Below are 26,622 nucleotides of genomic sequence, written 5' to 3'. Positions count from 1 at the left end.
ACTTTTTAAATAATGAAAATAGTAAAATACATATCAATTTTATGCTTAGTACTTACAACAAGTATAGCTTCTGCTCAGATTACTTTTGAAGCTAAAGTAAGTAAGACTAAACTTGGAATTAACGAACGGCTACGCATCGACTTCGAAATGAATACGGATGGTGATAATTTCAATCCGCCAGATTTTAATGGGTTTACTGTTGTTGGTGGACCAAATACTTCGGTGAGTCAGTCTTGGTTGAACGGTAAACGTTCTTACAAAAAAACGTATAGTTATTTCCTCGCGCCTAAAAAACAAGGGCAAATTAAAATTAATCAGGCGACCATTGACATTGAAGGGGAAGTCTACAAAACGCAAGTCGTTACGGTTAATGTTACTGCCGCAGTTAAGCGACCTAATGATCCTGATAATGCCGAAAATGTTGCAACAGAAAATATTCATTTGGTTGCCGAAGTGTCTAAAACAAATCCTTATTTGAATGAAGCCATTACGGTTGTGTATAAGCTTTATGTGTCCCAAAGCACAGGTGTAAGCAACTGGAGAGAAATTGACAATCCTAGATATAATGATTTCTGGAGTCAAAATATAGATATTAAAGGCTTAAAAGTTCAGAATGGTAGTTATAACGGTGATGATAACTACAGATTTGTTGTTCTTCGTAAAACAGTGTTATATCCACAAAAAACTGGAAAGCTCGAAATAGAACCGTTAACCTTAGACGTCACCGTTGAAGTGCCTACCAACCGTAGAGACATTTTTGGAGGTCGATTAATGACACAGGTTAATAAGCGTGTTTCTGCCGGAAGCAGAACAATACAAGTTAAATCACTACCAGAAAACGGAAAACCTGAGAATTTCTCTGGAGCAGTTGGTGATTTTAAATTTAATGTAATTACATCTAAAACCGAGTTGAATGCTTCAGAATCTTTGCAGGCAAGAGTGGAGGTTACAGGTAACGGGAATTTAAAACTCTTTGAGTTACCAAAATTAAAATTACCAAATTCTCTTGAAGTTTACGAGCCAGAACACAATGAAAATATAAACACCAATCTCGGTGGAATGAACGGCTCTATTTCCGATAGTTATACTATAGTTCCTCAGTATAAAGGTAAATATCCAATTCCAAGCATTTCGTTTTCGTACTTCGATCCTAAAACGGAAAGCTATAAAACTGTGTCATCGGGTGAGATTGTAATTAACGTGCTGGAAGGTCCAGTAAATACGTCGAATTCCGACAATAATTTTGCTTCTGTAAATAGTAGCAAACAAAATGTGGTATCAAATGGTGATCAGTTTGCCTTTGTTAAAACAGATGCAAATTTAAAGCCTGTCAATTCTAGTTATTTTTTTAAAAGCACTGCGTTCTGGACCTCATTATTACTGCCTCTTTTGGCAATTCCTCTGGCATTGGTCTATCATAAGAAAAAAGAAGAGCGCAATGCAGATGTCTTCGGAAATAAAATTAGAAAAGCCGATAAGCTCGCAAAACGCTACTTGGGTGAAGCTAAAAAAGCATTAGGTCACAAAGAAGCATTTTATATCGCTTTAGAAAAGGCATTACATAATTATCTGAAAGCTAAATTGCATATCGAAACCAGTGACTTCAGCAAAGATAAAATACAAACCTTATTAACAAAAAAGCAGGTAAACACTGAAGCAATTCAAGAGTTTATAAATATTCTTGAACATTGTGAGTTGGCCAGATATACGCCAATTACCAATGTGGAAATGCAACAGGATTACGATAAGGCAGCTAAAACCATTTCAATAATTGATAAAGAACTTAGATAAAAGATAAATGTCATTCAAAGTATCCCGAATATATTCGGAGTAAAAAGAATCTTGAAAATGAAAAACATAAGTTACATACTGATTTTTCTGTTTGGCACATTAGTATTTGCCCAAAATCATCAGCTTTTTGATGAAGCTAACGCGTTGTATAATGAGGCAAATTATACGGAAGCTTTAGTGAAATACAAGACGATTTTAGATTCTGGAGAACATTCGGCAGAACTGTATTTCAATATGGCAAATGCACATTACAAGTTAAATCATATTGCACCGAGCATCTTTTATTATGAAAAGGCCTTATTACTAAAGCCTAATGATAAAGACATTCAAAATAACATCGCCTTTGCCAGAAACATGACCGTTGATGCCATTGATGCCGTACCAGAAGTTGGTATATCAAAGTTGATAAAAAATGTGACAAACACTATGAGTTTTGATGGCTGGGCAAAAGCAGCTGTGATATTTGTTGTGTTTTTTGTGATCCTATTTATCGTTTATTATTTTACATATTCTACGTCAAAAAAACGATTTGCTTTTGTAACCAGTAATGTTTCTTTATTACTAGCCATCGTAGCTTTAGTATTTGCATTTCATAAATTTAAATTGGTTGAAAAGGATCAACCAGCTATAGTTTTTGCGCAGGAAACAAAAATTAAAAGTGAACCAAATTTGAGAAGTGCTGAAGCTTTTGTGCTTCATGAAGGTACGAAAGTTCAGGTTCTAGATACCGTAAGCAACTGGAAAAAAATTAAATTATCGGATGGTAAAACAGGTTGGGTATTGGATGATGACATTAAAATGTTAAAGACTTTTTAAATATTATTTAACTATATTATCGAAATCTAATTTTATATTTGCTTTTTCTATTCAAATTATGGCCAAAAATATTACAGCTACTTTCTTTTTAATTCTGTTCGCGTTTTTAATTTCTGCGCCAACAGTAATTTTAGCTATTGATGATACTGCTGATATTTCTTACTTTTATTCCATAACTGAAGAAGAAGAGAATAATACTTCCAAAAAAATATCTGAACTGGATGTGATTGCTTCAGATAATATTATCAATTTAGAATCACTGTATTTTTCGAATAGAGGTAATAGTTTAGAGTATCGGTTTAAAACATACCCTAAGCCACATCTCAATTTAATTTCTCCACCTCCCGAATTCATTTTATAATTTTTTAGAAAACGGACTTGATTGTCCATTAAAATTATTAAAAATTAGTCATTGGATGTATTCAATGACAAAATGAATTTATATATGTTTAAAACGATTAAGAACGACTTACCAGCTAGTATAGTCGTGTTTTTTGTAGCATTACCATTATGTTTAGGTATTGCACTAGCGAGTGGAGCACCTCTTTTTTCAGGGCTCATAGCAGGTATTGTAGGAGGTATTGTAGTCGGTGGATTGAGTGGCTCTAAAATTGGAGTTAGTGGTCCAGCTGCAGGTTTAGCAGCTATTGTATTAACTGCGATAGGCACTCTAGGTGGTTATCAGAATTTTTTAGTTGCTGTTGTTTTAGGTGGAATCATTCAATTGATTTTTGGTTTACTTAAAGCCGGAATTATTGGATATTATTTTCCGTCTTCAGTGATTAAAGGAATGTTAACAGGGATTGGGATTATCATTATCCTGAAACAAATCCCACACTTCTTTGGATACGATCCTGATCCAGAAGGCGATTTTGCCTTTTTTCAAGTTGATGGAGAGAATACATTTTCAGAAATTATCAATGCATTAAATCATATTACGCCAGGATCAGCTTTAATTGGTGCTATTGGATTAGGGATTTTGCTATTGTGGGATAAAGTGTTGTCTAAAAAAGGAAAAATTTTTCAACTAATTCAAGGACCATTGGTTGCTGTAGTGGTTGGAATCATTTTTTTCCTACTAACGCAATCACATGAAACTTTAGGAATTGAACAATCACATTTGGTAAGTGTGCCTATTCCTGAAGATGCGGCATCTTTTTTCGGACAATTTAGTTTGCCAAATTTCTCGGCGATAACTAATCCAGAAGTATGGATTGTAGCTTTTACTATTGCACTTGTAGCAAGTTTAGAAACTTTACTTTGTGTTGAAGCTACAGATAAATTAGATCCACACAAAAACGTAACACCAACGAATAGAGAATTATTAGCTCAGGGAACTGGTAACATTATTTCAGGAATGATTGGAGGTTTACCAATTACTCAGGTAATTGTTAGAAGTTCAGCAAATATTCAATCTGGTGGTAGAAGTAAAATGTCGGCAATTATTCATGGATTTTTATTATTGATTTCAGTGATATTAATTCCGAGATTATTAAACATGATTCCATTATCAGTACTTGCAGCAATCTTGTTTATTGTCGGATTTAAATTAGCAAAACCGTCTTTATTCAAAAAAATGTACGATTTAGGATGGAAACAGTCTATACCATTTTTTGTTACTGTATTAGGTATCGTATTTACAGATTTATTAGTAGGAATAGGAATGGGATTAGGTGTTGGTATCGTTGTCATCTTGATAAAAAGTTTCCAAAATTCTCACTTTTTGCATATTGAAGATAAAAGTAATGGTAAGCATAAAATTAAAATGACCTTGGCGGAAGAAGTAACGTTTTTCAATAAAGGAGCTATTTTAAAGGAATTAGATAGTTTGCCTAGAGATACCAATTTAGAATTAGATGTAAGAAAAACAAGATATCTTGACAATGATATTATTGAAATATTAGATGATTTTGCATTTAAAGCTAAAGAGAGAAACATAGATATTCAACTTATTTCAGAACGAGGTGTCGTAGAGAATCCTGAGAGTTTTATCGAATTTTTCAAACTAAGACCAAAAACAGCCTAATAGAATGAGTAAATATAAAATATTAGTGCTCACAGACATGAAGGACACTACTATTAATACCCTTAAAAATGGTGTTAGCCTCGCTAAAATTATTGATGCAGAGATACACTTGTTTCATGTAAAAAAACCAACCGACATTGTAGAACAAGAAAGTCAATTATCTGCTATTAGAACGATGAACAGGTCTTATGTGTCTACAGATTCTGAGATTCAAAATTTAATTGAACCAGTTTCCAAGGATCATAATATACCTATCAGTTATAGTCATGTTTTTGGAAATTTAAAAAATGAGATTAATAGCATTTTTAAATCGTATAAACCTGATGTCGTTATTTTAGGAAAAAACAAATCGAAGCCGTTCAGTTTTATTGGTGATAATGTGACTAATTTTGTAATTAAAAACTTTGATGGTGCAATTATGATTGTCGATAATGCTAACAACGTTACACCAGACAAACAAATTTCACTCGGTGTGTTAAATAGTTTTGATAGCTCTTTAAATGTTGCATTTTCAAAACATTTAATTACACATGCAGCTAAACCTCTAAAATCATTTAAAATCATTAAAAATACCAGTGATTTTCAGAATACAAAAAGCAGTTTAGGGCAAGACGTTACAGAATACGTTTTTGAACACAATCAAAATTCAGTCAAAAATTTATCGGGTTATTTATCTAAAAGTAACATCAACCTGTTGTTTATAGATAGGGTAAAGTCTCAAACGAAAACACAATCCATTCCAATTTCAGATAATTTAAATGATGTCATTGCAAAATTAAATGTGTCCTTTTTACTATCTGAACAAAAGTAATTGACTATATTATAAACAAACAATTAACTAGAAAATCTATATTATGAAAGCACATACAAGAGAATCTCAAGCAACAATGACACCTCAAAAGTCATTACAATATTTAAAAGAAGGTAATCAAAGATTTCAAGATAACTTAAAAGCCAATAGAAATCTTTTAGAACAGGTAAACGACACAAGTGATGGGCAATTTCCTTTTGCAACAATTTTAAGTTGTATCGATTCAAGAGTATCTGCCGAATTGGTTTTCGATCAAGGTTTAGGCGATATTTTTAGTGTAAGAATCGCTGGTAACTTTGTTAACGAAGATATTTTAGGAAGCATGGAGTTTGCATGTAAGCTTGCTGGCACAAAATTAATTGTAGTATTAGGTCATACAAGTTGTGGTGCAGTTAAAGGCGCATGTGACCATGCAGAAATGGGAAATTTAACTAAGCTTATAGAGAAAATCACACCTGCCGTAAATGCAGTTGCTGAACCTAAAGATGAAAGTTTAAGAACCTCTAAAAATTTAGATTTTGTTGATAAAGTTTCAAAGAAAAATGTCGAATTAACCATTGCGAGAATACATGCAGAAAGCCCGATACTTTCAGAAATGGAAAAAAATAATGAAATCAAAATTGTTGGTGCAATGTATGATATAAACACAGGTGCTGTTGAGTTTTTTGAATAAGGCATCACGCATCTAATGAAAGACAATAATGAATTGAAAAGCATTACCAAAAGGTGATGCTTTTTTAAGTTTTTCATAAAATAATTCGAATAAAAAATTTAAGGAGTTTTATAATGTTAATTAAAGGTTATAGTTAATCAAGAACTCTATATATCGGCAAAAAATCTTAAATTTAGTAAAAAACCAACTTATCATAATGTATGAAACATTTCTTTTCAAATATTAAAGGCGATGCTTTTGGAGGAATTACAGCCGGAATAGTGGCTTTGCCATTAGCTCTTGCTTTTGGTGTGTCATCAGGTTTAGGTCCGGAAGCAGGCTTATATGGTGCAATTTTTATTAGTTTTTTCGCTGCACTATTTGGAGGGACAGCAACACAGATTTCTGGGCCTACAGCTCCAATGACTGCTGTAAGTATGGTGATAATAGCAGGAATAGTAGCTGCCAATGATGGTAGTGTAGAAAAGGCATTGCCAGCTATTTTAACTGTGTTTTTATTAGCAGGTTTAATACAAATTGGACTTGGTTTAGTTGGTGTAGGGAAGTACATAAGATATATTCCGTATCCAGTGGTCTCTGGATTTATGACGGCAATAGGTGTCATTATTTTATTAACACAAATCTTGCCATCAATAGGTTATTATCCTAAAGAAGATGTTGCATTTGTAGAACAATTTAAACCACAAGCTGAAGAAGTTATTCTTGAGAATATTTTAAAAGAAGAAGCTGGAGAAGGAATTTTAGTTCTTGAAAATTTTAAAGAAACAATTAATCGTGCAGGCAAAATCACCTCTGAAGATATTTTAAAAGAGTCACAAACATTAGCAGCAAAGGAGGCTTCAGGTACCTTAGGAGCCATAAAAGTATTGCCAAGAGCTTTAAAAAATATCAAATGGCTAGAACTTGTTTTGGCTTTAGGTACGATATTTATTATTTACGGATTTAAACGCATAACCAAAGTTGTGCCAAGTACTTTAGTCGCTTTAGTTGTGATGTCTGGAATTGCGTATGGGTTTAACTTAAACTACAGGGAAATCTCAGAAATTCCTGGAGGTATTCCGATTCCAAGATTAGATATGTTCACAAATTTTAGTTTGGGAAGTATTACACCTTATATTTTCACAGCCTTAGCCTTAGCCTTACTGGGAGCCATAGATTCTCTACTTACAAGTGTGGTGGCAGATAATATGACGAAGACTAAACACAAACCTAATAGAGAGCTTATAGGTCAAGGGATTGGTAATAGTATAGCTTCTGTTTTTGGTGGTATTCCTGGAGCTGGAGCAACGATTAGAACCGTCGTGAATATTAATGCTGGTGGAAAAACAAAGCTTTCAGGTATGATTGCAGGTGTTATGCTATTAATAATAATGCTAGCTTTAGGACCTGTAGCTTCAAAAATACCAGCTGCAGTTTTAGCAGGTATTTTAATCACTGTCGGAATAGGCGTTATGGACTATAAAGGCTTAAAAGCAATTCCATTTTTACCAAAAGACCTTAAGTTTGGTCCTATTAAATTAAGTTCGGAAGTCTTAATTATGCTTGTTGTTTTAATACTGTCTACATTTTGGGATTTAATTTTTGCCGTAGGTATTGGTTTGGTTATAGCCTCATTAATGTTTATGAAGAAAATCGGAGATATAACTGCTGAGCGTTCTGATGTGAAATCTCTGAAAGAAGAAGCTTGGGATGACGAGGGGAATTTCCCGTCTAACTTAAAAGAGGAAGTGTTCATTAAACATATAAAAGGACCTTTATTTTTTGGCTCAACAAGTGATTTTCAGGCTTTGACTTTACAAATTCCAAAAACAGCAAAAACAGTTATTCTACGATTAGGACGTATGCAATATATGGATCAATCTGGATTGTATGCCATGGAAGATATGCTTCTGGAACTGCAAAAGAACAATATTCAAGTGTTGTTTGTAAATCTTTTAAAGCAACCAAGATATATGATGGAACGTATCGATATCATACCAGACTTTATTCCTAATGAACATATATTTAAAGATTTCAAATCCTGTTTAAAATGGATAAAAGACAATGTAAAGGATGAATACTAAATTTTATTAAAAATAGGTTTTCAAAGTCTAACGAACTAGCCAATAGATCTTTGTAAAGCGCTATCTTTACTCTGCTTCAGAATGTTCTTGTGAGTTGTCATCAGCATCGGCTTTCCCTTTGTTTAAGAGATCAGGGAAAATCATTGGTGCTAATCCTTTTACAGGTTCGTAAAGAACAGAATCTTCTAAATCTTTATCATCAACAAAGGGAATAGTATTATTCAAATTGCCAAAAACAATGAGCAAAATACTTAAAATCAAACCTATCTTCAAAAGGCCAAAAACTCCACCAAGGAGTTTGTTTAATATCCCTAAAGCAGCAAAATTTGCTAGTTTTGTCAAAGCTTTGCCAGCAAGTGAAATGACTAAGACTATAATTACAAACGTAATTGCAAAGGCTACAATATTAATGTATTTTTCATCCCAGTCTAAACTGCTATCCAAAAATTCAGCAGCAAAATTACTAAAGTGTATTGCTCCATAAACACCAGCAATAAGAGCTACTAAAGACGCAACTTCAACAAAAAGCCCTTTCATAAAACCTCTAATTAAACCAAAGAGTAAAAGTGCACCTAAAATAATATCAATTAAAGCCATATGGATTCAGTTTTAACAAACCTACATAAATTTTCTCATTTTAAATTAATAACGCATTTCAAGAGCTTATAGTTTACTAACTTTGCAAATTGTAATTTTATAAATACCATTTTTAAGCATACATTATGGCTAGAGACGAACAATTAAAAGAGCGATGGGATTTGGTAGTTAAAAAATTATCTGCTCAATTTTCAGATGGTGACCCCTTAGATTTAGATGCCATTATCTATTTAATCGGAGTACAAGAGTTAGGGCAATTTGATCGCAAATTTAAAAAAGATCACAAGATCGATTTGATGCACATTGCCATTTGTAAACTGTTGTCACCATATGGTTACTATGAATTTGATTTTGTTGATGAAGACGGCTGGCCTCATTATAAAATTAAAGCGCAATTGCCCACTTTAAAAGCAGGTGAGCAAAGCGTTTTAATGAAAGATGCTATTGTTAACTATTTTGTCGAAACGAAGTTTATAGATTAAAATTTGGGCGTTACCACACGTGGTCGTGCTCTCGGCAGTCGCTTCCACCAAAGTTCTAAAAACTTAGGAGGAGAGCTTCAACAAATGCCTCCATCACTAACGCAAATCTCGATAAAATTCATAAATTTGCCATTCATTTTAAGTTACTGAACTAAATTCAGCACAGGCATGATAGATAAGATAAAAGAACTCATAGCAGAAGCCGAAGCATTTAAAGCACAATCTAAAGAAGAGGTTGAGGCATTCCGAATCAAATATTTAGGCAAAAAGGGATTGCTTAACGATTATTTCGCTGAGTTTAAAAATGTCGCAAAGGAACAAAAGAAAGAATTTGGACAAACCATCAATCAGCTCAAAAAAACAGCTGAAGACAAAGTAAATGCCTTAAAAGAAGAGTTAGAAAGCAAAGAGGAAACTACAGGAATTTATGGTGATTTATCACGTCCTGGAGAACCCATCGAAATTGGTGCTCGTCACCCGATATCTATCGTGAAAAATCAAATTATAGATATCTTTTCTCGTATTGGATTCAACGTGAGTGAAGGTCCCGAAATTGAAGACGATTGGCATAATTTCACGGCCTTAAACTTACCAGAATATCATCCAGCTCGTGATATGCAAGACACCTTCTTTATTCAAACAAATCCAGATGTGCTGTTGCGTACGCATACAAGTTCTGTTCAGGTGCGTTATATGGAAAATAATAAACCTCCAATTCGTACCATTTCTCCTGGTCGTGTGTTTCGTAATGAAGCAATTTCAGCACGTTCACACTGCTTTTTTCATCAGGTAGAAGGCTTGTATATTGATAAAGATGTGAGTTTTGCCGACTTAAAGCAAACCTTGCAATACTTCACTACCGAAATGTTTGGTAAATCTAAAATCAGATTGCGTCCATCCTATTTTCCATTTACTGAGCCAAGTGCCGAAGTTGATGTGTATTGGGGTTTAGAAACAGAAACCGATTATAAAATGACTAAAGGAACAGGTTGGCTAGAAATTATGGGTTGTGGTATGGTAGATCCCAATGTTTTAGAAAACTGTGGTATCGATTCTAAAACCTATTCAGGTTTTGCTTTTGGTATGGGAATCGATCGTATCGCACTATTGTTGCATCAAATCAGCGATATTCGTTTGCTAAGTGAAAACGACGTGCGTTTCTTAGAGCAATTTAAGAGTGCTTTATAAATCACATATAAACTTTAAAAAAGGCGTTAATTAAAAAATTAACGCCTTTTTTATTAGTTAAGTGTTTCTTGAAACAATTTATAAATTCTTCGGTATTCATCGCTCCAACTGGAACTTTCTCGAAAGCCATGACCCTCTAATGGAAATACGGCCAATTCCCAGTTTTCTTTTTTCAATTCTATTAAACGTTGCGATAAGCGCACCACATCCTGAAAATGTACATTGGTATCAATCATACCATGTAACATCAATAAATGCCCCTTTAAACCTTCAGCAAAATATAATGGTGAACTCTGTTTGTAGGCTATAGGATCTTCAACGGGTGTGTTTAAAATTGGAGAGGTATAACCATGATTGTAATGTGCCCAATCGGTTACAGAGCGCAGAGCTGCACCACTTTTAAAGGTTTCAGGTGAGTTGAACATGGCCATCAACGTAATAAAACCACCATAGGAACCTCCATAAATTCCTAATCGATCTTTAGCAATATCATGGTCGTCTATCAGATATTTTGCGCCATCAATCTGGTCTTCTAAATCTTTTCCGCCCATATGACGATAGATGGCAGTTCGCCAATCACGTCCATAGCCTTCACTTGCTCTAAAATCTATGGCCAAAACCGTATAGCCATTATCAGCTAAAAAATTATGAAACATATATTCTCTGTAATAATCTGCCCACCAATGATGAACATTTTGTTTGTAGCCTGCACCATGCACAAAGATTATTGCTGCACCATTTTTTTTGTCTGAATCAGGTGTATACAATGTAGCCGGAACCTCTGCGCCATCTCTAGCAGTAAAATTAATAATCTCAGAATCTATCCAGTTGTACGACTTAAATTCATCAGTTGTTGATTCGGTTAACTGAATCATTTTTGCTCCAGCTTTGTTAGGCATAACAAATAACTCCCAAGGTTTATTGGAATAAGAATAGCGAATAGCTAGTTGTTTCTCATCTGGTGAAACCGTGACTTCATGACCTCCTTTTCGCGTTGTAATTTGAGTCATTTTACCTCCTTTTGATGGTAAATGATAAAAATGGTGCTCATGCGGACTTACCTTGTTGCTGATGATAAAGAAGGTTTTTCTATTCTTTGATAAGCTCGTTTCTCGAATTTCGAAGCTACCTTGAGTTAATGCTTTAATGTTGCCATTAGTGATATTAGCACTATATAGGTGAGCATAACCTGTTTTTTCAGATTTAAACCAAATGGTGTTATTGTCTATCCATCCCATTTCAGGACTCGAAAACCAACCAATTCCAGGCCCTCCTATCCAGGCATCATCATGTTGTCGGTCCAGTTGTTTTAAACTCCCATCTTTCAGATTTAACAACATAATCCAACGGTCTTTGTGATCTTGAGATGTGATATTTACGATGGCTTTGCCATCCTCAGAAAAAATGGGATTACTAATAATAACTTCTCTCGCATTTTCGTAAGTGTCCTTAAATTCTGAAAGATTTTCTGCGTAGTCTTTTAAATACGCAGGCTTATCTTTGATGCCTTCAATAGTATTTGTATCCATTTGATAGTGATTGTTCGTTTCTAGATTTAAAATCCATGATTCGTAAGTATATTGTTCACCTCCAACTTTTGGTCGTGCATTCAAATCTTTTGTATAACCACTTTGCGTCACAAAATCTGGAACAATCGTATTTTTATCATTAGGCGACTTATAGACACGGTAGATTACATATTTTAAATCTGGAGAAATGTCTAATCCATATAAGTTTTTATCACCTAAATATATAGGTTCAGGACTATCGAATCTCCTTTGTTCTTGTCTGTAAGATTCGGCATCATTTTCGTTTTTACGCTTGTCTAAAATGTTAAAATATTTTAGTTGATCGTCTTCTAGCCATTGGTCTTTTGCATTGAGTTTAGATTCTGATTGTTTATGTCCAGATTTGAAGTCGGTAAGTTGTTTCAGAGTATTATCTGAAATATGCCATTGAAATAGATTGTTATCTTGTTGAAATATTATAGACTTTTCATCTGCAGAGAACTGCGGATTAGTTTCACGATTATTGGTATGAGTGAGACGTTTATTGTCAAAGGTAATGGTGTTTAATAAAAATAGGTCACCATTTTTTTCATAAACTTTTTGAGTATAATCTTTTGAATAGACACCAGAATTAGTCTTTACTTTTAAATCTTCAAATGATAATTTCTCGATTTTTTGAGTATTAATATGAACGCGATACGTCGAACGAAGGGTATCATTATCTGGATTCCAACTAAAATAAATATGTTTGCTGTCATCAGCCCAACTTACATCAGTTGGCAAATAGCCTACAAAGCCTTCACCTTGCATGATATTATCTATACTAAGTTGAGATTGATTTTTGGTTTGGGAATTTGAGAAACTCAAACAAAAAAGCGTAAAAATTAAAAAAAGATGTTTCATGAATTAAGGGGATCGTATTTAAAGAATTATTTTTGCATCTAAATTATAGTATTTCGAAGTAATCACGAAATTAGATGAGAAAAGATATTGAAATTCCAAAGGTACAGGATGTGTTAGTAGCTGTGGTTCAAGAGCAACATCCGGAATATAAAACTGACGATTGGAATGCCTATATTATTAATAATAAAGATGTCGATTTAGATACAGTTTTAATCGTGTCTAAAGGGTTTTCCGAAGAAAAGATGACACCAGTTATGCGCCATACCATAGCATTGTTACCAGCAAGGAGTTATGCTAAAATAGAGTTTATGCAGAACGCTGTTTTAGAACTTAATAATGAGTTTAAAGTTACATTTTTTGAGGGCAATCAAATGTTTGATAAGACCTATTTGTTTCGAAAGAATACCATTAATACAAAGGCATTACAAACGCTTCCTTTGATGCAATTAAAGGGAGTTTTGGTGAAATAAATTAATGATTTGACGTATACATTTAGAGTATGTTTATAATAACCTGATGATGTTTAGTTTTTTTATCGATGAGTAGATAGAAAATTCTGAAATCATGAAAAAAATTATTCTAGTCCTTTTACTTTTATTCTTTTCTTTAAAAAGTTCATCGCAAATAGTTGAGCTAGCAACTGGTCTGGTTGATCCAGGTAGAATAACCCTAAACGGAACAGACTTATATTATACTGACGATGACAATGTTTTTAAAATAGATCTTTTAGAAACAAATCCTACATCTCAGCTTTTAGCTTCAGGTTTAGACAATCCCAATGGTTTGACTGTTAAGGATAATGAATTGTATATTGCCGAGTTTGATGGATATAGAATTTCAAAAATTAATCTTAACGACCCCAATTACACAGTACAGTTAGTTTCAGAACCTATAAATAGACCAAATTTTATGTTGTGGCGAGGTGATGAGTTGTTTTGGTCAAATAATACCAGTAGTTATGTAGGTAAATTGACTATAAATGAAGGTAATGTTTCAACAGATCTGGTCGCTGCTGCTACTTCAGGATTTACACCATTTGGGATTGCGTTTTTAAATGACACCACTTTGTATATTGCAAATTATAGCACAAATACACTAGATGTTATTAATCCTACTGAACAAAGTATTACTCCTACTCAGTTCATGACAGGTTTTCAGAAACCTTTCGGATTGAGAATGTATGGAACTACATTATATATCGTTGAACAAGATGCAGGGAAAATATCAGCCATTGATTTTTCAGTAAGTAACCCATCAGTAATTGATGTTTTGACAGGATTAAACAAGCCGTTAGATATTGAGGTCGATGATAATTATCTTTATATTATTGAAGAAAATCCAAATAGGGTTATTCGTTCTGGAAATATATTATCTGTGAATGAGTTTGATAATGATAATTTACGAATACATCCAAATCCAACGAACGATAAGTTAACCATAAACGGAATCAAAAATCCAATAAAGTATTCTATTACTGACATTTCAGGCAAGTTAATTTTAGAGGGAAATTTAACTAATTTTGAAAATATAATAGAGGTCATTGAGTTGCAATCGGGTGTTTATTTTCTAGTTCTTAATCAATCAAAACCTATGCGATTTATCAAAAATTAGAGGCATAACTAATCCCATTGATCTGTCACTTTAGGGCACTCAAATGCGATGTATGTATCATTTAATGCTATGAATATTCTTAATAGTCAACAAAGTGTTTTTATGCAATTCTCCTGTTATTTCATATCCCATATTTAAAATGTTATCGGCAAACCAGCTCGTTTCAATAACTTTATTGTTGTCTTCAAGTATGATAATTGGCTTACAACGATTAATGGTTTCGAGAGCACCTGATAGCGCTTCCTTCTCATAGCCTTCAACATCTAATTGAATTATAGAAATAGACCTGTCTTGAGGGATGACCTCATCAATCAAATTAATTTCAACATCAATAGTTCTCCCTTTTTTAGGTTCATGGATAATTTTACTCATTCCGCCCAGACCAATACCAGTTTCTGATTCAACTAACATTTTAACCGTAGTCTTATGAGCACCTAATCCAGCATTATGAAGATTAACGTTTTTTAAATTATTAATTAAACAGGTAATTTGAGCACATCTAAAATTCTCAACATTGGGTTCAAAAGCCCATACTTTTGATCCTTCAGCTAGCGCATTTGATATGCCAGGAAGAAAATCTCCAAAAAAAGTGCCTGCATGAATAATATCGCCTTTTCCGCAATTTTTTATCATAAATTTTACAGTTTCTGGTTCAAATACTTTTGCACTAAATATTTTTTGAACTGCAGGATTTTTTTGAGAAGATAAAGGTGTAAAATAGCCACCATGTTTATTATAAGCTATCATTCCACCTAACACTTCTGTTGATTTTCCAAAAGGCTCTTGTTTTTTAGGAAGTAATAAAACTTTGTGTGGCCGTAAAAATGTTTTAATTTTTTTCGGAATCATTTTTTTGATAGCTTTAATCATAAAGAGCTTTTTTAGAACTATGAACTAAATCACGAAATTGATTTTAAATGTTTAAACATACAAGGCAAGATGAGTTTAATCCAGCTTATCCGTTAGTTTTTTAAATACTTTTTTAGGGTCTTTATTTTCATAAAGAATTTCATAAACAGCATTAATTATGGGTAATTGTGTTTTTTTCTTGTTTTTAATATTGAGTTCGTGTGCACTTTTGGTCGCGTAATAGCCCTCAGCAACCATACTCATTTCCATTTGAGCAGATTTAACGGTGTAGCCTTTACCAATCATATTACCAAACATACGATTTCGGGAAAACGTCGAGTAACCTGTAACTAGTAAATCTCCTAAGTAAGCAGAGTTATTGATGTTGCGTTTCATCTTGTGCATTTTTTTTATAAAACGTTTCATTTCACGTATGGCATTACTCATTAAAACACTTTGAAAATTGTCTCCATAGCCCAATCCGTGGGCAATTCCAGCAGCAATAGCATAAATATTTTTCAGCATAACTGCATATTCAGTGCCAATAATATCATCGCTAATTTTAGTTTTAATATAATCACTTGACAATACATCAGCAATCGCTTGCGCTTTTTTAGCATCAGCACAAGAGATGGTTAAATAGGATAAACGCTCTAGTGCAACTTCTTCAGCATGGCAAGGTCCAGCAATAACAGCAATATTTTCGAAAGGAATATTATAAATATCATGAAAATGTTCTCCAACCAATAAGCCAGATTCAGGCATTATACCTTTTACTGCAGAAACTATTGTTTTTTTTGAAATATCTACGGTGAGTTTTTCCAATTCTGAATGCATAAATGCAGATGGAATCACAAAAATCAATACATCTGCCCAGTTCGCAATTTCATTAATGTCATTACTCAATTTAAGTTGTTCAATCTTAAATTCTACAGAACTTAAGTAACTAGGGTTATGCTGTTCTTTAAGCAAATGTTCTTTTGTATATACACTTCTCATATACCAACCAACTTGGTCTAAATTTTCGCAAAGCATTTTTACGATAGCTGTAGCCCAGCTTCCAGCTCCAAAAACAGCATATTTTAAGGGTTGATTCATAAATGGATCATCAATGTTTTAGATATTCAAAAATACATAAAATTTAGTGAAGCTTTAATGACTATGATTTTGTAAACTTCCATTTAAATTTATTTGAAGAGCTAAGTAGCCAATTTGATTTTTTGAATTTTGGCACGCGTTTTGGATTACACAATACAATAACCCAAAAAACAAAGGATTATGAAGACTATAAAACTATTTTTAGGCTTTGTTTTGAGTGCTACACTTTTAACATCATGCTATGTCGAAGAGGTAATTGTTGACGATTTTAACAATCAACCGGGTATTTCTCTAAATCAATTATTGGGTTCTTATGAACTTTGGTATGTAGATATTAATCAAACTTTAGGACCTGGCGAAACACCTTTCTTGCAAATCGCATTTACATTATCGTTTCGAAACGGACTGGTGTATGCAAATAATAATTTAGTCGGCTTTGGAAGTCAAGGTAGCGGTTTAGGTATTGATGTTGGAACCTACGATGCTTACAACATGATTTTAGATGTGTATCACGATATTGATGGTTATGAAACATTTGATGTCTATCAAATTGACAACAATACTATCGAATTGTACAATCCATTTAATGACACCTCTTATTTCTTAAATGGTTACCAGAGAAGTAATTTTGATTATGACTTTGTGTTTTATGATAACATTCATTATTTCCTACAAGAATATGAAGCTTGGGAGAAAACTTATACGAGTCAAATGGGAATGTTAAACGAATTTGATAATGAAAACTATTTACAGTTTTTAGCTGGTGGAAATGATTCTGAATTTAGAAGTTCTCAAGATGTCAATATCGGTAACCCTAATAATATTTATTGGGATTATACTGGTGTTTATGGCGTTGGAAATATTAGCAATAATATGTACCTAAAAACATTAACATTAGATTATGATTTTTTCGACAATGAATTCTTCGAATTGAGCGTTATTAATGACCAAAGGATAGAATTGTATCATCCAAGTTCAGATACAGTATATCAGTTTACGGGAAGAGGATATATACAATTTTTACGCGAGACTGATGCTGAAGGAAGAAAAATTGAAGGAACAAAAAAACTTAAGAAACGTAAGCAGAAGACTGCTAAAAAAGATAACCCTAGGGTAAATACAAGGAGCTAAATTTTGGTTGGTTATTTAGTTTCCAGAAACGTCCACCTCATTCATTTGAGCTGGACGTTTTCTTTTGACGTGACTTTTTAAAATATAAGGTGTCAAACTACTAGATATCATAGATATTTTTTATCTTGAACCTACAATAATTACTAACACTTAAAACAAAATTATATTATGGGATTATTTTCATTTATTAAAAATGCAGGCGCTAAAGTTTTTGGAATAGGAAAAACGACTGAAGAAGAAGCCGCAGAAGCAAGAGCAAAGGCAAATGCAAAAGCAGCAGCAGAAGAATTAAGAACTGAGGAAGCAGCAGCACGAAACTTAGAAGAGACAATTAACGATTTACAATTACAAGTAGAAGATTTAAAGGTGTTTGTTGATGATGATATGGCTCGAATTTCTGGAATGGCTTACAATCAGGCAACTAAAGAAAAGGTTGTATTAGTTGTAGGAAATACAGCAGGTATTGCAACTGTTGATGATCAAATGACGGTTGAAAACCCAGAGCCAGAAGCACAGTTTCATACGGTTGTAAGTGGTGATACTTTAGGGAAAATAGCAAAGAATTATTATGGAAATGCTATGAAGTATCCTTTAATTTTTGAAGCTAATAAACCAATGTTGACTGATCCTGATAAAATTTATCCTGGACAAGTATTACGTATTCCGCACTTGGATTAAATAATTTTTAGAGCATTCAAAAAGCGCAACATAACGTTGTGCTTTTTTGTTTTATGCTATTTCGATTATGTAGGGAATCTGTATGGTTCAGTAAAACTAAACTAGTGTATATAAAAAGATTTCTCCACTTTGGTCGAGATGACAATACAGAGTTGAGATAACAGTCGTTTGAAACCTACTCTAAAACCTTTTCCAAAGCTTCTAAATCAACTGGTTTTTGAGTAATGATTTTGTCTTTATTTAGCAGCACATAAGTTGGAGTTGCTTCCACACCATAAGTATTTGAAATAGGATTATCCCACTTCCCTAAACCTAATACATGTATAAAATCTGGATAGGCTTTAATAGCTTCATTCCAGCCTTCAGCATCGTCTTCAAGTCCTATAGCAATGACCTTTATGTTTGGTTTTGATGACAACATGGTTTTTACTTTTGGTAACTCGTCAAGACAGTGTCCGCAAGTACTGCTCCAGAATATAATTAAGTATTGCTCAGCCATGTTCAAATTGTGAAGTGTTGTTGTCGTTGTGGTTTCTTTTTCAGTAATCGATATATCAAAATTCTGAGCTGTTTTTCCAATTTGATTATTTTGATACACTTCGAGATTTTCAGTTAAGGTTAAATAATTTCCAGACTTACTCAAAGCCATTAAATAGCTGTCTGAAATATAATTTGCAACTTCCGTATTCTCCATATTTTTAAAACGACTCCATACCATTTCCAGAAGCATAGTTTTGATTTCGGCATTTTCTTCACCAATTCGATGTACCACATGATCTATGTCTGTTTTGTAAGTCTCGTTAGTCGTGTTTGTTGACATTCCGAAGATATAAGCCAAAACACGATCAATTAAAAAGTCTGAACTTTGAAGCAGATAATCCTTAAAATCGACGTGAGATAGAAAAGTGCGTTTTAAGTTTGCAGAATAGATGGACACATCTTCGTAAGACTCAGGAATATAAGGTGTATTTGCTTTTATAAAAGTGGCTGCCATGGTTCCTTTTGAAGCTTCTTCAAAAGCAATTTGCGTATCTTTTAGAGTTTTGAAAATATCATGAAATGCATTTTCATCTTTGCTTTCTTGGGTGTAGTAGTTGCTAATGGTTCTGTTTATCATATCCATACTATTGGTATAGGATGACCATAACTTATTTTCATTACTATCAGTAAACTCCAGACCTTTTTCAGTACTAAACGATATTGAAACATTTTCTTTGCCATTATAAATAAGATCAAAATTGTGGTCTTCTGGTGGAAGTGCATATACAATTTTATACATTCCAGCAGTTAGTGAAGAATCTAAAGAAATAGCAAAATGTCCTTCTTCGTCAATTTTAGCTCTATCAACATAGTCTGAACCTGTAGGAGTCGCATGATATAAAAAAGCATAGGTGTAATCTGTTGCTGGAGAAAATGTCCCACTGATACTATGTTGACAAAACAGGTTCAAAGGAATTAAAAACAAGGCAAAACATAAATATTTCATGAGTTCGAATTAGTTATTGTTGTTAAATTATTTGGCTTCAAATATTGAACCAAACCATAATTAATACTTTTAATTGACAATAGATTCTAAAACAGCCAAAGCTTGTTTAACCGATTTGATGTGATCAAAAGTTAAAAGCAAACGCAATCCATTTCTGGTTTGTTTTTCTTTCATTTTACAATCTTTTGGTCTGGTTTGCACATATTGCAATACTCTAGTAAAGTTATCACTTTGATAAAATGCACTTTGCTGATCGTTAATGAAATACCCAACAAAGCGACCTTTTTTCATGATAATTTTTTCCAGACCTATTTTAGTTGCAATCCATTTGACGCGAACACTATTAAATAAATCGATAACCTGAACTGGTAGCTCTCCAAAACGGTCAATGATTTCATTTTCAAATGTTTTCAGTTCTTCTTCGGTTTTAAGCGTATTGAGTTTTGTATAAAGATTTAAGCGTTCAGTAATATTATTGACATAATCATCTGGAAATAACAATTCAAAATCAGTATCGATGGTAATATCTTTGACGTAATCTTTCTCTTTACCTTCGTCCTGATATAAGTCTTTGAACTCGTTTTCTTTAAGCTCTTCAATAGCTTCATTTAAAATTTTCTGATAGGTATCAAACCCAATATCATTGATGAATCCACTTTGTTCACCTCCTAGTAAATCACCTGCACCACGAATTTCCAAATCTTTCATAGCGATGTTGAAACCACTTCCGAGCTCCGTAAATTGTTCTAAAGCCGTAATTCGTTTTCGAGCATCGTTTGTCATTGCTGAATATTCAGGCGTAATGAAATAACAGAACGCTTTTTTGTTGCTTCTACCAACGCGACCACGCATTTGGTGTAAATCACTCAATCCGAAATTATTCGCATTATTAATGAAAATGGTGTTTGCATTTGGTACATCTAATCCGCTTTCAACAATAGTTGTACTTACTAAAACATCAAACTCACCATTCATAAAAGCCAGCATTAATTGCTCAAGTTTTTTACCATCAAGTTGTCCGTGACCAATTCCAATTTTTGCATCAGGTACGAGACGCTGAATCATACCAGCCACTTCTTTAATATTTTCAATTCGGTTATGAATAAAGAAAATTTGTCCGCCACGCTGAATCTCATAAGTTACAGCATCTCTAATGGTCTCTTCATTAAAACGAATCACATGACTTTCAATAGGATAACGATTTGGAGGTGCCGTAGTAATTACTGATAAATCACGAGCAGCCATTAGGCTAAACTGTAGCGTTCTCGGAATAGGTGTTGCTGTAAGTGTTAAGACATCGACATTATCTTTGAGTGTTTTGAGTTTCTCTTTTACAGCCACACCAAATTTTTGTTCTTCGTCAACAATAAGTAACCCTAAATCTTTAAATTTTACATTTTTATTGACCAGTTGATGTGTTCCAATGATAATATCTACGTGTCCTTTTTCGAGTTTCTCAAGCGTTTCACGCTTTTCTTTGGCAGTTCTGAAACGGTTGAGGTAATCTACAGTAACCGGAAAATCTTTAAGACGTTCAGTTATGGTTCTGTGATGTTGATAAGCCAAAATGGTTGTTGGAACCAAAATGGCAACCTGTTTTCCGTTATCTACGGCTTTAAATGCAGCACGAATGGCGACTTCCGTTTTACCAAAACCTACGTCACCACAAACGAGACGATCCATTGGTCGCTCACTTTCCATGTCTGCTTTTATATCTGCAGTAGAGGTAATTTGATCTGGAGTATCTTCGTAGAGAAAAGACGCTTCAAGCTCGTGTTGTAGGTAACTATCTGGTTTGTATTGATAGCCTTTTTCGAGTTTGCGTTTTGCATACACCTTAATGAGGTTGAATGCAATTTCTTTTACTCTGGATTTTGTTTTCTGTTTAAGCGTTTTCCAGGCTTTGCTTCCAAGCTTATACACTTTTGGAGGCTTACCATCTTTTCCGTTAAACTTCGTGATTTTATGAAGTGAATGAATGCTTAAATACAGGACATCACGTTCGCCATACACCAATTTAATAGCTTCTTGTTTCTTGCCTTCTACATCAATTTTTTGGAGTCCGCCAAATTTTCCAATCCCATGATCAATATGCGTGACATAATCTCCAATATCTAAATTAGTAAGTTCTTTTAATGTAATAGCTTGCTTTTTGGCATAGCCATTTTTAAGATGGAATTTATGGTAACGCTCAAAGATTTGATGATCGGTATAACACGTTATTTTTTGATCGTGGTCAATGAATCCTTGATATAGAGACAATACAATCGTTTTATAATGAACATCTTCTTCGACATCTTCAAAAATATCGTGAAATCGTTTGGCTTGTTGCTCACTTACACATGCGATATAATTGGTATAACCTTTGTCATGATTGGTATTTAAATCTTCAATTAATAAGTTGAATTGTTTATTAAAAGACGGTTGAGGTGAGGTATTGAATTGGATTACATTGTCATTCTGAACTTGTTTCAGAATCTCATCATGAGACATCTCGACTGCGCTCGATGTGACAGAAAAATTAGCTGTTGTTCCAAATTCAACCAAACTAAAATCAAGAAGTTGTTGTTTCAGTAATTTTGCATTACAGAACAATTCTTCAGGTGCCGAATGTTTTAATTCTGAAGATAGATTTTTGAAAGCCTCTTCAGCCTTTCCGAAAAAGTCATCTATTCTTGAAAAAAGTAAATCTGAGTTCTTTGAAAATACGACTGTTTTTTGAGCAATATAGTTTAGAAAACTCTGTCTGTTTTCCTCTAAAAACTTATTAGCTACATTAGGGATGATGCCTATTTTTTTGATTTGCTCAGTTGAGAGTTGTGTTTCAACATCAAAGGTTCTAATGCTATCGACTTCATCTCCAAAAAACTCAATGCGATAAGGTTCATCATGAGAAAATGAAAAGACATCTACAATGCCACCACGAACTGAAAATTCTCCAGGTTCGGTAACAAAATCAACGCGTTTAAATTTGTATTCAAAAAGTACTTCATTTACAAAATCCAGAGACAATTCGTCACCAACAGCAACTTTTAAGGTGTTCTTCTCAAGCTCGCGACGCGTCACTACTTTTTCAAAAAGCGCATCAGGATACGTGACAATGATAGCTGGTTTTTTTCTGGAATTTATTCTGTTTAAAACTTCTGCTCTTAATAATACATTAGCATTATCGGTTTCTTCTATTTGATAGGGTCTACGATAACTACCTGGATAAAACAAGACATCCTTATCATTGAGTAATACTTCTAAGTCGTTGAGATAAAAAGCAGCTTCTTCTTTATCGTTAAACACTAGTAAAAATGGAAGCTCAGAAGCTTTAAAGACTTCGCTAATGACCAATGACAATGAAGAACCAATTAAACCTTTAACATGTAATTTTGCTCCAGTTTGAGCTATAGCAGACTGCAGATTTTGCATTTGCAAAGCCTGTGCATACGTTTGCGAGAGAATGGATTTACTCAAGACATTTTATTTTGTGCAAATATAAAATATTTGTGCTTTAGCATATTGTTAAAATGTATTAATAAAACTATCTTTGTGCCACTTAAAAATTAAAGGATATGTCATTTTCAGAATTATTCGAAAGCGGATTTAAAAAACGTAATGAAGATCATTTTGCAGCAATCGTAAGAGTTGCAATGAGTGATGGAGTAATTAATGATGCAGAAAAAGCATTTTTAGATCGTTTGGCTACACGATTAGGTATTACAGAAGCCGATTATAAAGAAATTTTAAAAGATTACAAGAGTCATCCCATTAATCCACCATTGTCTTATGATATGCGATTAGAACGCCTTTACGATTTAGCACGTATGGTTTGGGCAGATCATATTGAAGGACCAGATCAAGCTGGATTATTAGAGAAATTAGCGGTAGGTTTAGGATTTAATCAGGATAATGTAAAATATATTACAGACAAGGCTTTAACTTTAGTTCATTATGAAGTTGACCTTGATGAATTTATAGATAAAATGAAGAAAATGAATCAATAAAAGAGTCTTCATTGTAAGCGAATAAAGCAGTCTGAAACAGGCTGCTTTTTTTATGCGTTTCTCATAAATTCTTCAGCTTTTTCTACCATGTTTTTACTGCCACAGATGAATGGTACCCGTTGGTGTAGTTCGGTAGGTTGTATGTCCATAATTCTCGTAAATCCGTCACTGGCTTTACCACTTGCTTGTTCAGCAAGAAATGCCATTGGATTACATTCATACAGTAATCGCAATTTACCATTAGAATTTGTAGAACTCTTAGGATACATGTAAATACCTCCTTTGATCATATTTCTATGAAAATCTGATACTAAAGATCCAATGTATCGGCTTGTATATGGTCTGTCACCTTCTTCTTGTTGGCAGTACTTGATGTAGTTCTTTATGCCTTGTGGAAAGTGAATGTAGTTACCCTCATTAACTGAATAAATCTTGCCGTCTACAGGAAATTGCATGTCTGGATGTGATAAATAGAAAGACCCAATAGCTGGGTTTAAGGTGAATCCGTTTACACCACTTCCTGTTGTATAAACAAGCATTGTTGACGTCCCGTAAATGATATATCCAGCAGCCACTTGTTGATGTCCTTTCTGAAGAAAATCGTCAATAGTAACAGGAGTTCCAACAGGAGTAATACGTCTGTAAATAGAGAAAATGGTACCAACGGAAACATTAACATCAATATTAGAAGAGCCATCTAATGGATCAATTAAAACGACATATTTGTTTTGATGGTTTTCATCCTGACTGTTAATTGAGATAAAATCGTCCTCTTCTTCACTGGCAATACCACAAACAATATTACGTTTGGTCATGGTTTGGATAAACTTATTGTTTGCATAAACATCCAGCTTTTGTTGATCTTCGCCTTGTATATTCGTATCACCTGCAGCACCAATGATATCAACCAAACCTGCTTTGTTTACCTCGTGATTAACAACCTTAGCCGCTAGTCGAATTGAATTTATGAGTCGAGAAAGTTCTCCTGAAGTGTATTTAAATGCAGATTGGTTTTCGATGATGAATTCACCAAGGGTTTGATTTTTTTGAGACATTTATTCCGAATGATTAGTTTATACAAATATCGTATTTTTTAACAAACTACAACGTTATCGCTATGCTTTTAATGTTTTATTAAACTTAACTTTTAAACTATCTTTACCCAAATTATTTTAAAAATGAAGTTTCGCATCAGAATGGCAACAAAAAATGATATGCCAAGAGTTCATGAGCTTATCACTGAGCTTGCGATTTTTGAAAAAGAGCCCAATGCGGTTAAAATAACTGCTGAGGACTTGAAGCTGTTTGGATTTGGTACTAATCCAAAATTTCATTGTTTTGTAGCTGAAATTGATGATAAAATTGAAGGTATAGCTTTGGTATATCCACGTTTTTCAACATGGAATGGTCTTGTTTTACATCTTGAAGATTTGATTGTAAGCCAGAACAAAAGAGGACATGGTTTGGGAACAATGCTTTTAGATAAAGTTGTTGTGTATGCAGAAGAATTAGGCGCTAAGCGTGTAAGTTGGGAAGTATTAGATTGGAATGAACCTGCTATTGCCTTTTATGAGAAGAAAGGTGCTAATGTGATGCGAGACTGGAATGTTGTTCAGTTAAACGAAGAAGGAATTAAAAATTATTTATCAAACAAATAGTATGCAAGTATTCAAATTTGGTGGAGCTTCGGTAAAAGATGCTAATGGAGTAAAAAATTTAGCTTCTGTTTTAAATCAGGTTGGTTTTGAAAATACATTAGTTATTGTTTCTGCTATGGGAAAAACAACCAACGCACTTGAAGTTGTTGTTAAAAACTATTTTGAAAATAAAGGTGAATTACAAAGTTCTATTCAAGATGTAAAAAAATATCACAACGAGATTCTATTAGATCTTTTCGAAAACACGCAGCATCCAATATTTAAAAAAGTCACTACTATTTTTGAAGATTTAGACCTTTTTTTAAGTCGGAATAAATCGCCTGATTATAATTTTGTATACGATCAAACGATTGGTTTTGGTGAATTAGTTTCTACTACAATTATTAGTGAATATCTAAATGTTATTGGAATACATAACAATTGGATAGACGTTAGAAGTTATATCAAAACAGACAGTTACTATAGAAGAGCAAATGTTAACTGGGAAGAAACGCAACAAGCTATTAAAACACATTTTGATAAAGGATCCTTAAACATTACTCAGGGATTTTTAGGTAGTGATGCTAATAATTTTACAACTACTTTAGGACGAGAAGGCAGTGATTATACTGCTGCAATCTTTGCCTATTGCTTGAATGCTCAGAGTGTTACTATCTGGAAAGATGTACCAGGCGTTTTAAATGCTGATCCTCGTTATTTTGAAAATGCTCAACTCCTTCATGATATTTCATATAGAGAAGCCATAGAGTTAGCATTTTATGGTGCATCAGTTATTCATCCAAAAACATTACAACCTTTACAACAGAAGGAAATTCCGTTATTTGTAAAATCGTTTTTGAATCCAAAAGATAAGGGAACAAAAGTTGCCAAAGGAATAGGTATAGCACCTAATATTCCTTGTTATATCGTAAAAAAGAATCAGGTTTTGGTATCCTTGTCTTCTTTAAATTTTAGTTATATCGTCGAAGAAAACATCAGTGAAATTTTTAAGTTGTTACATTATTATAAAATGAAAGTTGATGTCATTCAAAACTCTGCTATTAGTTTTTCAGTATGTTTTGAGAATACTTACAATAACCTCGAACAATTACTTCAGCATTTAAAAGCAAAATTTAAAGTAACATGTTACGAAAATGTGAGTCTTTATACTGTTAGACATTATAATGAGCAGGCAATAGTATCGATTGAAACGGATAAAACCCTGTTATTAAAACAATTAACACAAGAAACAATTCAAATCGTAACTAAATAAACATTTTAG

General features: G+C 33.4%; 23 protein-coding genes. 16 read left to right on the top strand and 7 right to left on the bottom strand.

Going from position 1 to position 26,622, the window contains the following annotated elements; translation table 11 throughout:
* Positions 1 to 12: 12 nt before the first annotated feature.
* The 7 genes from TD18_RS11055 to TD18_RS11025 all read left to right on the top strand — a co-directional run bounded on the left by TD18_RS11055 (position 13) and on the right by TD18_RS11025 (position 8,180).
* The gene (locus TD18_RS11055) at positions 13 to 1,791 is read left to right on the top strand and encodes a BatD family protein (RefSeq protein WP_040252500.1); all 1,779 of its coding nucleotides are present in this window, start codon (positions 13 to 15) and stop codon (positions 1,789 to 1,791) included.
* A 57-nt stretch (positions 1,792 to 1,848) separates the two neighbouring features.
* Positions 1,849 to 2,607, top strand: coding sequence for an SH3 domain-containing protein (locus TD18_RS11050; RefSeq protein WP_040252497.1), 759 nt, complete (start codon positions 1,849 to 1,851; stop codon positions 2,605 to 2,607).
* Positions 2,608 to 2,665: 58 nt separating this feature from the next.
* Entirely contained in the window at positions 2,666 to 2,968 is a 303-nt protein-coding gene (locus TD18_RS11045) for a hypothetical protein (protein ID WP_052461143.1), read from the top strand.
* Between the two features lie 84 nt (positions 2,969 to 3,052).
* Positions 3,053 to 4,633, top strand: a complete 1,581-nt coding sequence (locus TD18_RS11040) for a SulP family inorganic anion transporter (RefSeq protein ID WP_040252495.1) — start codon at positions 3,053 to 3,055, stop codon at positions 4,631 to 4,633.
* Positions 4,634 to 4,637: 4 nt separating this feature from the next.
* On the top strand, positions 4,638 to 5,444 hold the full coding sequence (locus TD18_RS11035) for a universal stress protein (RefSeq protein ID WP_040252493.1): 807 nt from the start codon (positions 4,638 to 4,640) through the stop codon (positions 5,442 to 5,444).
* Positions 5,445 to 5,487: 43 nt separating this feature from the next.
* The gene (locus tag TD18_RS11030) at positions 5,488 to 6,117 is read left to right on the top strand and encodes a carbonic anhydrase family protein (RefSeq protein WP_040252491.1); all 630 of its coding nucleotides are present in this window, start codon (positions 5,488 to 5,490) and stop codon (positions 6,115 to 6,117) included.
* Positions 6,118 to 6,317: 200 nt separating this feature from the next.
* Positions 6,318 to 8,180 (top strand): SulP family inorganic anion transporter, encoded by a 1,863-nt coding sequence (locus TD18_RS11025; protein ID WP_040252489.1) that lies wholly within the window; start codon positions 6,318 to 6,320, stop codon positions 8,178 to 8,180.
* A gap of 66 nt (positions 8,181 to 8,246) precedes the next feature.
* Here the strand turns inward: TD18_RS11025 and TD18_RS11020 are convergent, their stop codons facing one another.
* Positions 8,247 to 8,777, bottom strand: a complete 531-nt coding sequence (locus TD18_RS11020; protein ID WP_040252487.1) for a CvpA family protein — start codon at positions 8,775 to 8,777, stop codon at positions 8,247 to 8,249.
* A gap of 125 nt (positions 8,778 to 8,902) precedes the next feature.
* Between TD18_RS11020 and TD18_RS11015 the strand changes: the two genes are divergently transcribed.
* Entirely contained in the window at positions 8,903 to 9,259 is a 357-nt protein-coding gene (locus tag TD18_RS11015) for a hypothetical protein (RefSeq protein ID WP_040252485.1), read from the top strand.
* 168 nt (positions 9,260 to 9,427) lie between these two features.
* On the top strand, positions 9,428 to 10,447 hold the full coding sequence (gene pheS, locus TD18_RS11010) for a phenylalanine--tRNA ligase subunit alpha (protein WP_040252483.1): 1,020 nt from the start codon (positions 9,428 to 9,430) through the stop codon (positions 10,445 to 10,447).
* Between the two features lie 53 nt (positions 10,448 to 10,500).
* Here the strand turns inward: pheS and TD18_RS11005 are convergent, their stop codons facing one another.
* Entirely contained in the window at positions 10,501 to 12,858 is a 2,358-nt protein-coding gene (locus tag TD18_RS11005; protein WP_040252480.1) for a S9 family peptidase, read from the bottom strand.
* Between the two features lie 74 nt (positions 12,859 to 12,932).
* Here TD18_RS11005 and TD18_RS11000 point away from each other — a divergent pair, with 74 nt between their 5' ends.
* Both TD18_RS11000 and TD18_RS10995 read left to right on the top strand, forming a co-directional pair.
* The gene (locus TD18_RS11000; protein WP_040252478.1) at positions 12,933 to 13,328 is read left to right on the top strand and encodes a hypothetical protein; all 396 of its coding nucleotides are present in this window, start codon (positions 12,933 to 12,935) and stop codon (positions 13,326 to 13,328) included.
* Positions 13,329 to 13,422: 94 nt separating this feature from the next.
* A complete protein-coding gene (locus tag TD18_RS10995; RefSeq protein ID WP_040252476.1) occupies positions 13,423 to 14,469 on the top strand; it encodes a T9SS type A sorting domain-containing protein in 1,047 nt (348 codons plus the stop codon).
* A 57-nt stretch (positions 14,470 to 14,526) separates the two neighbouring features.
* On the opposite strand, the gene TD18_RS10990 is transcribed toward TD18_RS10995, so the two are convergent.
* Both TD18_RS10990 and TD18_RS10985 read right to left on the bottom strand, forming a co-directional pair.
* On the bottom strand, positions 14,527 to 15,339 hold the full coding sequence (locus TD18_RS10990) for an FkbM family methyltransferase (RefSeq protein ID WP_040252475.1): 813 nt from the start codon (positions 15,337 to 15,339) through the stop codon (positions 14,527 to 14,529).
* Between the two features lie 75 nt (positions 15,340 to 15,414).
* The gene (locus TD18_RS10985) at positions 15,415 to 16,416 is read right to left on the bottom strand and encodes an NAD(P)H-dependent glycerol-3-phosphate dehydrogenase (protein ID WP_040252472.1); all 1,002 of its coding nucleotides are present in this window, start codon (positions 16,414 to 16,416) and stop codon (positions 15,415 to 15,417) included.
* Positions 16,417 to 16,596: 180 nt separating this feature from the next.
* Between TD18_RS10985 and TD18_RS10980 the strand changes: the two genes are divergently transcribed.
* Both TD18_RS10980 and lysM read left to right on the top strand, forming a co-directional pair.
* The gene (locus tag TD18_RS10980; RefSeq protein ID WP_040252470.1) at positions 16,597 to 17,547 is read left to right on the top strand and encodes a hypothetical protein; all 951 of its coding nucleotides are present in this window, start codon (positions 16,597 to 16,599) and stop codon (positions 17,545 to 17,547) included.
* 168 nt (positions 17,548 to 17,715) lie between these two features.
* A complete protein-coding gene (lysM, locus tag TD18_RS10975; RefSeq protein WP_040252469.1) occupies positions 17,716 to 18,225 on the top strand; it encodes a peptidoglycan-binding protein LysM in 510 nt (169 codons plus the stop codon).
* A gap of 175 nt (positions 18,226 to 18,400) precedes the next feature.
* Here the strand turns inward: lysM and TD18_RS10970 are convergent, their stop codons facing one another.
* A complete protein-coding gene (locus TD18_RS10970; RefSeq protein WP_040252467.1) occupies positions 18,401 to 19,711 on the bottom strand; it encodes a TlpA family protein disulfide reductase in 1,311 nt (436 codons plus the stop codon).
* Positions 19,712 to 19,780: 69 nt separating this feature from the next.
* Positions 19,781 to 23,173, bottom strand: coding sequence for a transcription-repair coupling factor (mfd, locus tag TD18_RS10965; RefSeq protein WP_040252465.1), 3,393 nt, complete (start codon positions 23,171 to 23,173; stop codon positions 19,781 to 19,783).
* Positions 23,174 to 23,271: 98 nt separating this feature from the next.
* On the opposite strand from mfd, the gene TD18_RS10960 reads away from it, so the two are divergent.
* Positions 23,272 to 23,703 carry a tellurite resistance TerB family protein gene (locus TD18_RS10960; RefSeq protein ID WP_040252463.1) on the top strand — a complete coding sequence of 144 codons (432 nt, stop codon included), beginning with the start codon at positions 23,272 to 23,274 and terminating at the stop codon, positions 23,701 to 23,703.
* 50 nt (positions 23,704 to 23,753) lie between these two features.
* Here the strand turns inward: TD18_RS10960 and fbp are convergent, their stop codons facing one another.
* A complete protein-coding gene (gene fbp / locus TD18_RS10955) occupies positions 23,754 to 24,758 on the bottom strand; it encodes a class 1 fructose-bisphosphatase (protein WP_040252461.1) in 1,005 nt (334 codons plus the stop codon).
* A gap of 123 nt (positions 24,759 to 24,881) precedes the next feature.
* On the opposite strand from fbp, the gene TD18_RS10950 reads away from it, so the two are divergent.
* Positions 24,882 to 25,361 (top strand): GNAT family N-acetyltransferase, encoded by a 480-nt coding sequence (locus tag TD18_RS10950; protein WP_040252459.1) that lies wholly within the window; start codon positions 24,882 to 24,884, stop codon positions 25,359 to 25,361.
* Position 25,362: 1 nt separating this feature from the next.
* Positions 25,363 to 26,613 carry an aspartate kinase gene (locus TD18_RS10945; RefSeq protein WP_040252457.1) on the top strand — a complete coding sequence of 417 codons (1,251 nt, stop codon included), beginning with the start codon at positions 25,363 to 25,365 and terminating at the stop codon, positions 26,611 to 26,613.
* The last annotated feature ends 9 nt before the right edge of the window (positions 26,614 to 26,622 follow it).

It is taken from the genome of Psychroserpens mesophilus, assembly GCF_000826645.1.
GTDB classification, from domain to species: domain Bacteria; phylum Bacteroidota; class Bacteroidia; order Flavobacteriales; family Flavobacteriaceae; genus Psychroserpens; species Psychroserpens mesophilus.
Note: the sequence above shows the minus strand (reverse complement) of the source record. Positions and strands in the feature narration are given on the sequence as shown.